The organism is Terrabacter sp. P2_E3, from assembly GCF_056403915.1.
Genome location: NZ_JBFUEN010000003.1, coordinates 333211 through 345598, shown reverse-complemented (window position 1 = coordinate 345598; position 12388 = coordinate 333211). Strand labels below are relative to the sequence as shown.

The window sequence follows — 12388 nt, the reverse complement described above, 5'->3', positions numbered from 1 at the left end:
CGGGACTCACGTCGTCGAATCGGTCGGCAGGAGGCCGACGCCGAGGCGGTCGATGCCTCGGCCGGCGTCGATGCACGCGTAGAGGTGGATGCCGCTCGCGTGGCTCACGACCGACACGACGGAGCACAGGAGCGCGTTGAGGTCGGCCTGCTGCTGCTGGACGGCGATGGCGTATGCCGTCACCTCGTCCGCCGTGGGCGTGGCCGGGAGCGTCGGCGGGGACGCGAGCACCGCGAGGTCGGTGAAGACCGCAGGGTCGGTGAAGCAGACACGCAGGTCGACGTGCGCGGGGGCGTAGCGCCGCACGAAGTCGACCGCCTCCTCGCGCCGCTCCCAGTCGACGAAGCCCTTCACCGTCGACGGGTCACCGGTGCTCGGCACGGGCACGCTCGTCGGCACGAAGAGGGTCGCGGTGTAGGGCTCGGCGGTGAGGCCGGCGCCGGGTGCCTTGAAGTGCTCGAGCAGGTAGGGCCGTCCGGCCGCGGGCAGGTCGAACCACAGGCAGAACCAGCTGAGGAAGCCACGCGGCGTGCCGCGGCGGCGCCACAGCCTCGTGCAGCGGGCGAGGAGCTCGCGACGCTGCTGGAGGCCACGCTCCGTGCCCGGCCAGCTCGTCGGGAAGGTGACGCTCGCCCACCGCGCCACCTCGTCGTAGGTCTCGAGGTGGTGCGCGACGAGGGCCGCGGCCCCCGCGTCGAGGGGCAGGTCGGCGGGCCAGCGCAGCGTCGCGTCGGGCCCGAGGGCCGTGAGCAGGTCCTCGAGGTGCTCGACGACCGCGTGGCTCAGCTCGTCGGCGAGGCCGAGGTAGGCGTCGACCTGGGCGAACGAGGCCTCGTCCTGCTGGTAGACGGCGGGCAGCTGAGACGCGAGACGGGTGTGGTCGGGCCCGCGCGCTGGGGCGGTGCTGGGGCCCGCCGGCCACGGGCTACGCATCGCCGCACCGGCTCGTCAGCGAGAAGCGCACCCGGATGCAGCGGGCGTCCGCGAGCCGGGGCACCGCGTTGCGCGGGATCGGCAGGTAGCCGTGACTCGCCGCGAGGAAGTCGGGCTCTCCGTCGACCTTCATGGCGAGCTCCTCGACGCCGCGGACGAGCGGGTTGCCGACGATCGCCTCGACGACCTCGGTGAAGCGCACCGGCTCCCCCGGCACCCAGCCGAGGGTGGGCTGGTCGTGGCGGGGCCAGGGGCCGTCGACGACCGGCGCCGGGGTGGGGGCGAACGTCTCCGGTCGACCGCGCTCGAAGAAGGCGGCGATCCGGGCCCGGGCGTCGTCGACGACGGCCTCGCGGTTGGCGCCGACCTCGGTGACGAGCGTCGCCTGGACGAGGACGGGTGCCCGGTCGAGGAGGCTCGCGCCCACCTCGTCGCAGACGACGCGTCGCGGCTCGAGGGCGTCGACGTCGTCGCGCCAGTCGGGGAAGGGTGCGCCCGCCTCGGGTCCGATGGCCGTCGTGAGGACGTCGCGCAGCAAGGCTTCACGGCGCGCGGGCGTGGTGGGCTCGGTGCGGCTCTCGACGACGAGCGTCAGCGCGGCGGCGTGCTCGTCGACGGCGACGGACGCGATGGCGCCGGTGGGCAGCCCGTTCCACGCGATGCCGGGCAAACGGCCCTTGACCGTCCAGGCACGCACGACGTCCGGGTGGGCCCGCGCCCGCCGGGCGTAGTCGTCGGCGGTCACCGGCTCGCACGTCAGGGCCTGCACCGGGTGCGGTGGCCAGACGAGCGAGCGGCCCTGCTCGTCCTCGAGGTCCTCGGGGAGCAGGCCCGCCGCCTGCGGGGCGGCCGCGACGGCATACGTCACCTCGTCGGCGTCGAGTCCCGCGAGGGTGAGGGCGGAGCGCGTCGCCGCGAGGGTGTCGGCCGTCGTCGCGCGGACGAGGTCGAGGCCGTCGGTGAGGACCTCGCGCGACCGTCTCCGCCGCTCACGGCGCACGAGTGCGACGACCTCCTCGTCCCACAGCGGCAGGGACCAGGCGAGCTCAGCGGACGCCGCGGCATCGATGGCCGGGACGTCGACTGGCGCGTCGGGGTCGGCGCGCCGCGGGGCGGCAGCGACCGCGGCGGCCTGCGCGGCCGTCACGGCGGACGCGACGACGCCGGCCTGCTCCTGCGCGACCTGGCGCACGAGCCGGGCGCGCATCAGCGCCACCATCGCCGGACGGTCGGCGGCCCGGACGGCGCTCGCCCACGGCTCGGCCGACAGCAGGGCGACCGCGTCGGCTCGCGACCGGCACGCACGGACGAGAGGTTCGAGCACCGTCGCGGAGGTCGCCGGTGCGGCGAGGACGTCGGCCAGGGCCGACAGCGGCGCGAGGTCGGCGGCGGCGAGCGCCGGGTCGGAGGGGTCGGCCTCGGGGTCCCATTGTCCGGCGGGGAGCGTTGCGTCCCAGTGCCGCCCGGCGTCGGCGTCCCAGGCGCGCACCTCGAGCGGCCAGTCGTCGAGGCGGTGCGCGGCGGTCCGGTAGTGCAGGTCGGCGAGCCCGTAGGCGAGGACCTCGAGCAGGGTGATGCCGGGGTCGGCCGCGTTGTGGTCGGTCCACTCGGGCGTCGCCGTCGCGGTGAGGTGGTCGACCATCCGGGCCCGCACGGTCTCCCAGTCCGCGTCGGGAGCGACGGGCACGAAGCGCGTGATCGGCGTGGTCTGCCGGGTGGACGGCCCGGTGCCCGCTCTGGGACTCACAGCTGCTCCTCGCACGAGAGGTGGTGGTCGCCGGACGAGCAGTAGAGCCCGCGGCACGGGTCGACGGTGACGACCTCGACAGGTCCGCCCGAGCCGTCGTGCAGGGCGAAGTCGAGGACGACGTCGACGTCGGGCTGTCGTTCGAGGACGGCGATGAGGGTCGAGGCGTAGAGGTCGCGGCCCCAGCGGACGGGCACGGTTCCCGTCGGGTGCAGCACCCGCTCGAGGGCCGCGGTGATCGCCTGGGTGCCCGTGAGCGCCGCCACGCCCGCGCGCAGCCGGATCGACGCGACGACGGTGACGGGACGGTAGTCAGGGCAGAGCACGTGGAGCATGGCGCCGATCGGCGCGCGGGGCTGCACGAGGCCCACGACCCGGCCCGCGAGGCTCACGGACGGCCGGGGCGCGACGTCGAGCGGACGGTCCGGCACGACGACGAGGCCGACGTGGCCGGGCGCGCGCAGCCCGTCGCTGCCGGTGTGCGGCAGGCACAGCACGGCGGCCACCTCGGGGAGCGCGAGCGTGACGTGCTGCTCGAGGTCCCACGGGGTCAGGGCCCGGTCGCGGTGGCGCACCCGCGCCGAGGCACGCGCGAGGTAGTCGGCGTCCGTCTCGGGCGCACGGCCGCGCACGGACGCGAGGTTGGCGACCTTCTTGACGCCGGGGACCGGCGTGAGCGTGCCCTTGATCGTGCCCACCGGGAGGGCCTCCGCCGAGCTGGGGTCGAGGCCGGGATCGATCGCCCGGGAGACGAACTCGGCCACGACGGCGTCGACGACCACGGCGAGCAGCACGCCCAGACGTTCCGGCTGGTCGGTCTCGATCCGCACCCAGCGACCGGTGTCGGCCGACAGGTCGTCGCAGCCGACGGCCCACGTGCGCGGGGCGACGAAGCGGAGCAGACCCGCCTCGCGGAGCTCGTGCGAGCCGTCGGCGACCGCGAGCGGCGCCCACGTCGTGCCGTCCCAGAACTGCCAGGAGGCCACGACCGTGTCGGAGCTGCCGCACGGCGAGGCGGAGTCGACGTCGAGGTAGAGCGAGACGCTCGACCCGAGGGCGGCGTCGGGCAGCTCGAGCCCGATGGCGACCATGGCCGTCGCGCCGAGGTCGGACACGACGAGCCGGAACGGCGTGAAGCGACCGGCTGCCCCGCCGACGCGGCCCTGACGCCGCCAGCCGCTGCTCGACTCGACGAGCGTGGCCTCGACGGGAGTCGTCGTGTAGCGCACCGTCACGGCCGACGCGATCGGCGGCACCGGCACGGGCGGCATCGTGGGCTTCGGACCCGTGCCCGCCACGGCCCGGGTCGCGAAGTCGGCGACCTTGGCCTGGTAGTCGGTCCAGCCGAAGTCGCCCTGCGCGAGGAAGGCCCGGAGGTAGTGCCCGGGCTGGCCGGCGACCGCGAAGGTCTCGGACGCCACGGCCGACCCGCTCACCGTCGCCGACAGCGTGCCGAAGCTCGACGACGCGGAGCCGACCGGCTTCCACGCGCCGTCCTCGCGGCGCTGCCACACGACCGACGGGGTCGTCGCCGTCGAGACGGAGCCGTAGATCGACGTCCACTGCGTCTCGACCGAGGCGTACTGCGACCCGAGCGCGTTCTTGATGCTGATCAGCTGGGTCTTGAGGTTCTCCGCGAGCCACACGGGGATGCCCGTGCCACCCGCCGACGACGAGAGCGGCGCCCCGCCCTCCTGCATGACCTGCACCGCGACCTCGACGGTCGCGAGCGCCTTGCCGAACGCCTCGTCCGAGCGCACGTAGAACGCGTCGCCGCGCTTCGCGACGGCCCCGAACGGCTGGAACTCCTTGGTGACGTCGACCGCGCCGTCGTTGTAGAAGGCCGCCTCGGGGACGTATGCCGTCCGGTCCGTCACGCGGACCGTGACGCCGGTGAACGAGAAGCCCACGGGCACTGCCGCCCCCGACGTGACGACGCCTTCGATCCACGGGGTCTCGCCGTCGGGCGCACCGCAGTCACCGGTCAGCGTGACCGTGACGGTTGACCCGGACACGGTGCCGCCCGTCGTCCCGCTCGTCGTGCCGTCGGCCCGCGACCAGCGCCACACGAGCGCAGACAGGCCCTCGGCGCCGGCCGCTCCCGTGAAGGCCACCTCGGCGGTCAGGTCACCGCCCTCGAAGGACAGCGCCGGCGAGTGGATCCGCAGGGAGTGCGTGGCCTCCGGTCCGGCCGAGGGTCGCAGCGGGAAGTCCGGGGCCGCCGCCGCGACCCCGTGCGCGCGCACGGGGTCGCCGGGCGCGAAGGACCGCACCCCGGTGAGGGCCGCGCCGTGCGCCGTCAGGGCGTCGAGGGTGACGTAGCGGCGCTCGTTGCCGAAGGCATCCTTGCCGCCGCGCAGCGGCGTGCCCGGGGGCAGCACCGCAGGCGCCGCCTTGGGGTCGACGGTCGCGTGCGCGATGACGCGGTCGGGCAGCGCGGGGAGCCGGCCGATGCCGAGCAGGTCCTCGAGCCACGTCCGGCGGGTGCGTTCCGGCAACGTCGCGAGGTGCTCGTCGAGGGCGGCGTACTCGGCGGCGACGGCAGCGAGCAGCTCGCGGTCGGGGGCACCTGCCGGCGCGGGCGCCGTCACGCCGTCGGCGTCGGTCGCGAAGAGCACGTCGGCCCAGGTCCCGGCGGTGTCGTAGGGCGTCAGGCGCGCGGCGGCGGCCATCGCAGCGGCGACCTGCTCGGGGGTGCGCCCTCCAGCGGTCATGACGCACCGGCCAGGTAGAAGGGCACGACGAGACTCGTCGGCCGCCGGTGCCGGTCGATCCGGAACTCGATGGTGACGTCGACCCGGTCATCGGCCTCGCCGGCCGGCACCGCCTCGACGGCGTCCACGATGACCCGCGGCTCGCCGAGGACGAGGGCCCGGCGGACGTCGTCGGCGAGCCGGTGGCAGGCCTCCGACGTGCGCGGCTCGAAGACGTAGCGGTCGACGCCGGCGCCGAGGTCAGGTCGCATGACGCGGCTGCCGATCATCGTCCGAAGCAGCAGGACGAGCGCCTCGGCGACGTGCGCCGCGCCGTCGTTCGTCACGAGCTCGACGGGCCCGGCTGCACCGGTGGCGTCGACGCCGGAGCGCTCCCAGCGCGGTGGGAACGCCCAGCCGCTGCCGACCTGCGGGTAGTCCGTGGTGCTCATCCGATCACCACCGTCGGGCTGCCCACGACGACGGACGCGCCGCAGCCGCAGGCGTCACCGGCGCGCAGCGCGGGTCGGCCCTGCACGAGGACCGTCGCGGAGCCGGCGACGAACGGACTGACCGGGATGTGCGACGGCGGCGGGATGACGCAGGCGTGCATGTCGCCGACGACGGCGGCAGGCATCCCGGCGATGAGCACGGTGGCGACGCCCGGTCCGACGACCGTGCCCCCGTGCGCGGTGGTGTCACCGACGCGTGCTGCCCCCGGCATGTCTCCTCCTCCTTGGCTGGTCGCTGGTGTGACGGTGATGTGACGGTGATGAGTGCTCGTCTAGTTGATGGTCACGAGGGACCCCTTGAGCCCCAGGGATCCCGAGGCCTTGACGTCGAGGGTCGCCGAGCTCTCGATGCTCGACGGGCCCGACGCCTTGGCAGCGAGCTTGAGCGAGTCGAGCGAGATGGTCCCGGACGACGACGAGAGGGTGATGTCGCCCTGCGCCGCGGTCAGCTCGATGCCGTCGGCCGACAGCCGGATCGCGTTGCCGCTGTCCTGGTGGGTGATGACGACCTCGGAGTCCTTGTCGGACAGCACGATCGAGTGCCCCTTGCCGGTCTTGACGGTGACCGCGCTCGCGTCCCCGTCCTCGAGGCGGACGGTGTGCTGGTCCGGCGAGACGAGGGCCCGCACGGCGTTCGTGTCCGGGTCGACGGTGAAGGGTGGCTGCTGGCTGCCGTTGTAGAGGGAGCCGAGGACGACGGGGTGTGCGGGGTCGCCGCCGACGAAGCCGACGAGCACCTCCTGTCCCACCGCCGGCACGATGACCGCTCCGTAGCCGTCGCCCGCGTCGACGTTCGAGAGACGGGCCCAGACGCCGTCGCCGCCGTCGCTGCGCCACGGCAGGCGCACCTTGACGCGGTTGAGGGAGGCCGGGTCGTCGAGCGCCTCGACGACGCCGAGCCCGAGGGCCGGTCCGAGGTCGCCCGACCGGGCCGACCCGACGTCGCCCCCCGCGCGGGGAACGAGTCGTGGCGGCGAGCCCACCTGGAACTCGGTGACGTAGCCCTGGGCCGAGAGCCGGTGCCGTGCAGCCGTGACGTAGTGCGGTCCGGACATCCGTCGTCCGACGCCGGCGATGGAGAGCCAGCCGTCGCAGCGCAGCTCTGGCTCGCCCTGCACGACGCCGGTTCCGTGGATGTGCCCGAGCGCGGAGCGTCGTTGGGCGGCAACGGCTCTCGCGTCGGCCTCGTCGGCGGCCCCGATCGCGTCGGACTCCACGCGCTCGGCGCGCAGCGGCCAGCCGGCGTCGCCTACTGCGGCCGAGTGCGTCTGCCGGTCACCGACGTCGAGGTCGGCCGCGCTCGCGCTCTGCTCGCTCTCGGTCGCCTCGGCGGCGTCGACGTCCCAGCCGACCCCGACCGCGGTGTCGATGGCCAGGGTCAGGTCCTCGGTGAGGTGCAGCTCGACGAGCGACCGGGTCCAGTCGAGCTCGAGCGGGTCCTGCGCGGCCGACGGCGGCCGCAGCACGAGCTTCGTGCCCCGGACGAAGACGACCCAGCCGAGCTCGCCGGCCCGGCGGGTCAGGGCGTCCCAGTCGCTGACCCGGTCACTGGCCCAGAAGGGGTGCGTGACGCCGTCGGCCGCATCGGTCTCGAGCGAGTAGTCGGCGGCGACGGCGGAGGCGATGTCGGCGTCGGTGACGTCGGCGAGCTGGCGCGACCGCGGCGGGTGGTCCATGAGGACGGACCGCGACCGGCCCTCGACCCGGAGCACCGGCGGGCTGCCGCTCGGGAAGTGCGTCGTCAGCGAGGCGATGACGCCGTCGAAGACCTCGGTGAGGTCCGAGTGGTAGCCGACGGAGACCGCGATGCCCGCTCCGGGGGTGAACGGCCCGCGGTCGCTGTGCCGCACGGCGCGCTGGTCGGCGTCCCAGTTCTGGACGAGGAGCGTGAGCCGTCCGTGCCGACCCACCTCCTCGTGCACCTCGAGCTCGACGACGTCGGCCGCGACGATCGGCTCGAGCGCCGTGCCGCCGACCCGCACCTCGAAGGCCGGTCGATCGCGCTGGGTCGTCGGCGCGGTCATCGGGTCGTCCCCAGCGGCGGGAGCAGGAGCAGCTGCCCGGTGGTGAGGCCGCGCGGGTTCGTCAACCGGTTGGCCGCCGCGAGCGGGCGCCAGAAGGCCGGGTCGCCGTAGACCCGGGCCGCGATGGCGTCGAGGGCGTCGCCGTCCTTGACGAGCCACGTCTGGTAGAGGTCGGGCGAGGCCGGCCGGTCCTCGGCAGCGACCTCCTGCGGCGACAGTGCCTCCTTGAGCGAGAGCTTGACCGTCGCGCGCAGCGGTTCACCCGCCCGGTCGAAGAGCTTGTACGTCACGTCGGCCTGGGTGAGGATCCCCCGGAAGCTGAACCGCCCCCAGTAGCAGTGCACGTAGTAGGGCTGGTGCGTGTCGCCCTGGAACTTCGTCAGCGCGAGGAGCGCGTCGAGCAGCTCACCGATGCCCCCGGCCTCGCCGACCACCCCGGTGCCGTCGAGCAGCAGGTCGATCTGCACCTGGTCGGGCTCGCCGCCGCTGAAGGACTGCTGCGGCGCGGACGTGCCCGCCGACTGCGACGCCTGGTAGAGGTTCTTGCGCGAGAAGGACAGCTCGGTCGGGTTGAGCAGCGCCTGCCAGCGCAGCCCGGTGGGCTGCTCGAACGTGAGGTCGGCGTACGCGTCGATGGTCAGCTTCGTCAGCTGGGTGGCGGTGAGGTTCATCGGTCCCACTCCCGCCGCAGCACCTCGAGGACGCGCTCGACGGCGCGGCGCACGAGGGCCTCCATGGCCGCGTCGTCGAGCGACGCATCGGGGGCGGGCCCGGCGGCATCCGTCCTCGGCGCGACGACGACCTCGGTGACGATCTCCCCGATGACGACGGGCACTCAGACCACCTTCTTGAGGACGAGCCCGTGGTGGGCGATCTCGACGGCCTCGACGGCGACGGCCGAGCTCTGGGCATCGAGGTCGGGGCCGGTGAGCTTGACGGGCCACCCGCGCGTGAAGGCCCACACGCGGACCGGGGCGAGGGCGCCCTCGACGGTGCTCATGAGCACGACGGTCCCGTCCCGCGGGGTGACGACGCCCGTGACGTGGAACTCGTAGAACCAGTCCCACAGCTCCTGGAGCGGGCCGGCGCCCTGGTTGAGGACGAGGTTGGGGAAGGACGCCCGCGTCGGGAAGCGATGGGCGAAGCGGTTCTCGCCGCCCTCCTGGTACTCCTCGACGGCGACCTCACCCGCGAGCCCGGTGCACTTGCTGAAGCTGACGGACGCGAGCCCGTCGATGGCCAGCACGAAGTGCGCCGTCGTGAACGGCACGAGCGCGGGTGAGGCGAGCGGGAGCATCGGCTACTTCGCCTCGATCTCGATGCCCTCGCAGGCGAACTCGACCGACTCGATGGCGACGTCGGTGCCGGTCGACTTGAGGCCGGGGCCCTCGATCTTGACCGGCCAGGCCTCCTTGATCTTCCACGTCATGACCGGTTCGCGCTCCTCGTTGAGGAGGCTCACCGTGACGTCGCGCCGCTCGACGGCGCCGATGGTGATGGAGTTGTACCACTCGAAGAGACCGTTGCCGGCCTCCGTCGGGGCGATGCCGCGCTTGAGCGTCACGTTGGAGAACTTGCGCAGCCCGGGCTGCTTGCGCGTCGAGAACTGCGGGTCGGCGCCGCCGCGGTACTCGACGACCTCGGCCTCCATCGTCAGCCCGCTCACCTCCGAAAAGCTCGAGGTCTGCTGGCGGTCGCCCCAGCTGACGGTGAAGTGCAGGGTGGTCATGGGATACATGTCAGGCTCCTTGGCTCACAAGAGGATTCAGGCGGCGTACGCGTGTCGGCTGATCGCGGCTGATCACGGCGGGTCACTCGGACAGCCGCTTGTGGCTGAAGCGGAAGATGACGAACTCAGCGGGCTTGGCCGGCGCGATCGCGACCTCGGTGATGATGAGCCCGAGGTCGATGTCCGTCTCGGTCATCGTCTCGCCGAGCCCGACGCGCACGCGGTAGGCCTGCTCGGGCTTCGTGCCCGCGAGCGCCCCGGCCCGCCACTGCTGGTCGAGGAAGTTCTCGACCGAGACCTTGACGCGGATCCAGGTCTGGGCGGTGTTGGGCTCGAAGACGACCCATTGCGTGGCCCGGTCGACGGACGTCTCGACCATGTTGAAGAGGCGTCGGACGTTGACGTAGCGCCACGTCGTGTCGTCGGTCGCGTTGCGGGCGCCCCACAGCCGGGTGCCTCGGCCCGGGAAGGCCCGGATGAGGTTGACCCCGCCGGGGTTGAGCAGGTCCTGCCGACGCTGGGTGTAGGCCTGTGAGAGCCCGACGATGCCGGTGACCGTCTCGTTGCCGGGTGCCTTGTGCACCCCGCGGAGGCGGTCGGTGCGCGCGAAGACCCCCGCGACGAAGCCCGACGGCGGCACGGTCGTGAAGCGGTCGATCGAGTCGGGATCGATCGTGACGATCTGCAGGTGCGGCGCGTAGAGGGCGGCATACGTGCTCGACAGCGTCGTGTTGCGCCACGACAGCAGGTCGGTGTCGTCGAGGTCGGGTGCGTCGACGATGGCGAAGCGCCGGAAGTTCTCGCAGTGCGTCACGACCTGGCCGACGAGGTCGGCCTGCAGGAGCGGGTCGTCGAGCGTCAGCGCGTCCGGGCAGATGACCATGGCCGGCTCGGCGACCTCCTCGAGCCGGGTCAGCCCGGCGCGGAAGTCGTCGTTGGTCGGCGCCTTGTCGGCGCCGATCCGGTCGACGGCCGTGTAGAACGGTGCCGCCGCGAGCGACACCGCCGGGGCGCCACCGGCGCGTGCGGTCACGGTGACGAGGGACGAGGTGCCGTTGACGACGTCGTCCTTGGCGAAGTACGCCGGGTGGTCGGGACTGAGGGACAGGCCGCCGAACGTCTCGGCGAGGGCACCGCCGACGGAGACCGCCAGGGTGAACCGCGCGGCCACGACGGACGCCGACTCGACGGCATACAGCGGGAAACGCGCCTGGGCGGCGTTGGAGACGGCCGTGCTCGCCGCGAACCGGAGCACGTACGTGTCACCCCCGGCCGCGTCGACCCCCGTGATCGGGGCGTAGGCCGTCCCGAGACCGAGCACGTCGCCGACCCTGGGCGCCACGGCACAGCGGACGGCGATGCCGTCGTCGGCGTCGGCCTGGAGGGTGAACGTCGCGTCGGTGTAGGTGTCGGTCGCGACGGGAGCGGGTGCGAGCGTGAACCCTCCGGCCGTGCGCGTCGCGACGACCGCGGGCGTGGGACCCGCACCCGTGTAGGTCACCTTGGCGCCCGCCGGGAGGAAGCCGTAGGCGTTGCCGACGTCGGCCGCGGACAGCCCGGTGATCCCGAGGCCCGAGTCCGCGAGCAGCACCGCGGTGACCGCCGCGTTGACGGTGACCGGGCCGCTCGGGGCAGCGGTGGCGCCGACGACGACGAAGCGGTTCGTCTGCCAGGAGGCGGTGCGGCCGTCACCGGTCGTGAGGCGGGCGGCCGCGTGCTCGACGCCGCTCGCCGTCAGCTCGGACGCGATCGGTGCCGTCAGCGGGCGGTCGAACGCGAGGGCCGACGCCGAGACGTTGAGCGACGGCGGTGACCCGGCCGGGGTGCCGGCGATCGTCGCGGTGGCCCGGTAGTCGGTGCGCCGCTGGACGAACGCCGCGCCGGGGACCGCCCCGAGGGACGCGTCGAGGGTCAGCGTGACCCCGCTGCCGGCGGTCGTGACGTCGGTGACCACCGCGCTCGTGCGCGTGCCGTTGGGGGCGACGGCGACGACGACGTCGCCCTTCTTGAAGCCCTTGCCGGAGGGGAGGAAGACCGAGGTGGCCGCCGCGGCGGCCGCGCTCGCGACGACCGAGCCGGCCGGGAGGGTGACGGCGGCGCTCGCGCTGCCGACGGTGATCGACGTCGTCGTCAGGGCCGTGACGATCGCGGTGGGCGGTGCCGCGACCGACCCGCTCGTCGGCGCAGCCACGAGGGCGACGGTGTCGCCGGGCTTGAGCCCCGCGGTCGAGGCGACGGCGATCGTGCCGGCGCCACCGCTCGCGATGGCGCCCGTCGCCGACGTCGTCGTCGCGCGGTAGAAGGAGCCCGACGCGGCGGACTCGTCGGCGGAGACGGCGACCGACAGGTCGTTGCCCCACGTGCCCGGCGAGCTCGCCTCGATGTCGAAGCTCTCCGTGCCCGCGACGTCGAAGACGGTCCACGAGGCGCCGGTCGACGGGTCGACCCGGACGATCCAGGCGGCCGGACCGCCGTTCTCGAAGTAGCCGAAGACCGACTCCCCCGTGAAGCCCCGCGACGTCGCTGCCCCGAAGGTCCGCACGAAGTCGGCCCAGCCGGTGACGCGCGTCGGCTCCTTGACGGGACCCCGACGCGTCGTGCCGAGCACGGCGACGACGCTCGTGGGGGCGGCTGCGATCGGTTGCGGCCCCGAGGGGACCTCCTCGACGTAGACGCCGGGTGAAAGGTAGGTCGTCACGGTGCCCTCCTCGGCTCGTGCTCTGTCGTGCGGTTCAGGTGGGGGTGCGGTG

11 protein-coding genes are annotated in these 12388 nt (G+C 73.8%); all 11 read right to left on the bottom strand.

The features are described 5' to 3' along the window. Window positions 1-6 precede the first annotated feature (6 nt). Window positions 7-933: a hypothetical protein gene (locus AC1DW8_RS04885; RefSeq protein ID WP_478092308.1), complete on the bottom strand. Its 927-nt coding sequence runs from the start codon at window positions 931-933 to the stop codon at window positions 7-9. Continuing rightward, window positions 926-2680 carry a thioesterase domain-containing protein gene (locus tag AC1DW8_RS04880; RefSeq protein WP_478092307.1) on the bottom strand — a complete coding sequence of 585 codons (1755 nt, stop codon included), beginning with the start codon at window positions 2678-2680 and terminating at the stop codon, window positions 926-928. Before AC1DW8_RS04880 ends, AC1DW8_RS04885 begins: the two co-directional genes overlap by 8 nt. Continuing rightward, window positions 2677-5394, bottom strand: coding sequence for a hypothetical protein (locus tag AC1DW8_RS04875; protein WP_478092305.1), 2718 nt, complete (start codon window positions 5392-5394; stop codon window positions 2677-2679). The genes AC1DW8_RS04880 and AC1DW8_RS04875 overlap by 4 nt, the downstream gene beginning before the upstream one ends. Continuing rightward, the gene (locus AC1DW8_RS04870) at window positions 5391-5825 is read right to left on the bottom strand and encodes a GPW/gp25 family protein (protein ID WP_056774535.1); all 435 of its coding nucleotides are present in this window, start codon (window positions 5823-5825) and stop codon (window positions 5391-5393) included. The genes AC1DW8_RS04875 and AC1DW8_RS04870 overlap by 4 nt, the downstream gene beginning before the upstream one ends. Next, window positions 5822-6097, bottom strand: coding sequence for a PAAR domain-containing protein (locus AC1DW8_RS04865; RefSeq protein WP_056774539.1), 276 nt, complete (start codon window positions 6095-6097; stop codon window positions 5822-5824). Before AC1DW8_RS04865 ends, AC1DW8_RS04870 begins: the two co-directional genes overlap by 4 nt. A gap of 60 nt (window positions 6098-6157) precedes the next feature. Then, window positions 6158-7909, bottom strand: a complete 1752-nt coding sequence (locus AC1DW8_RS04860) for a phage baseplate assembly protein V (protein ID WP_478092302.1) — start codon at window positions 7907-7909, stop codon at window positions 6158-6160. Beyond that, the gene (locus AC1DW8_RS04855; protein ID WP_478092300.1) at window positions 7906-8580 is read right to left on the bottom strand and encodes a CIS tube protein; all 675 of its coding nucleotides are present in this window, start codon (window positions 8578-8580) and stop codon (window positions 7906-7908) included. Before AC1DW8_RS04855 ends, AC1DW8_RS04860 begins: the two co-directional genes overlap by 4 nt. Continuing rightward, window positions 8577-8744, bottom strand: a complete 168-nt coding sequence (locus AC1DW8_RS04850) for a DUF5908 family protein (protein ID WP_156415510.1) — start codon at window positions 8742-8744, stop codon at window positions 8577-8579. Before AC1DW8_RS04850 ends, AC1DW8_RS04855 begins: the two co-directional genes overlap by 4 nt. Then, on the bottom strand, window positions 8745-9206 hold the full coding sequence (locus AC1DW8_RS04845; RefSeq protein WP_056755764.1) for a phage tail protein: 462 nt from the start codon (window positions 9204-9206) through the stop codon (window positions 8745-8747). It abuts the gene before it with no gap. Between the two features lie 3 nt (window positions 9207-9209). After that, a complete protein-coding gene (locus AC1DW8_RS04840; RefSeq protein WP_056774549.1) occupies window positions 9210-9647 on the bottom strand; it encodes a phage tail protein in 438 nt (145 codons plus the stop codon). Window positions 9648-9720: 73 nt separating this feature from the next. Next, window positions 9721-12336 carry a phage tail sheath subtilisin-like domain-containing protein gene (locus AC1DW8_RS04835; protein WP_056774552.1) on the bottom strand — a complete coding sequence of 872 codons (2616 nt, stop codon included), beginning with the start codon at window positions 12334-12336 and terminating at the stop codon, window positions 9721-9723. Between the last annotated feature and the right edge of the window lie 52 nt (window positions 12337-12388).

Excerpts from the sequence above, each read along its gene's own strand:
- AC1DW8_RS04870 (WP_056774535.1), bottom strand. The coding sequence starts at position 5,825 with ATGAGCACCACGGACTACCCGCAGGTCGGCAGCGGCTGGGCGTTCCCA.
- AC1DW8_RS04860 (WP_478092302.1), bottom strand. The coding sequence starts at position 7,909 with ATGACCGCGCCGACGACCCAGCGCGATCGACCGGCCTTCGAGGTGCGG.
- AC1DW8_RS04865 (WP_056774539.1), bottom strand. The coding sequence starts at position 6,097 with ATGCCGGGGGCAGCACGCGTCGGTGACACCACCGCGCACGGGGGCACG.
- AC1DW8_RS04885 (WP_478092308.1), bottom strand. The coding sequence starts at position 933 with ATGCGTAGCCCGTGGCCGGCGGGCCCCAGCACCGCCCCAGCGCGCGGG.
- AC1DW8_RS04875 (WP_478092305.1), bottom strand. The coding sequence starts at position 5,394 with ATGACCGCTGGAGGGCGCACCCCCGAGCAGGTCGCCGCTGCGATGGCC.
- AC1DW8_RS04845 (WP_056755764.1), bottom strand. The coding sequence starts at position 9,206 with ATGCTCCCGCTCGCCTCACCCGCGCTCGTGCCGTTCACGACGGCGCAC.
- AC1DW8_RS04840 (WP_056774549.1), bottom strand. The coding sequence starts at position 9,647 with ATGTATCCCATGACCACCCTGCACTTCACCGTCAGCTGGGGCGACCGC.
- AC1DW8_RS04855 (WP_478092300.1), bottom strand. The coding sequence starts at position 8,580 with ATGAACCTCACCGCCACCCAGCTGACGAAGCTGACCATCGACGCGTAC.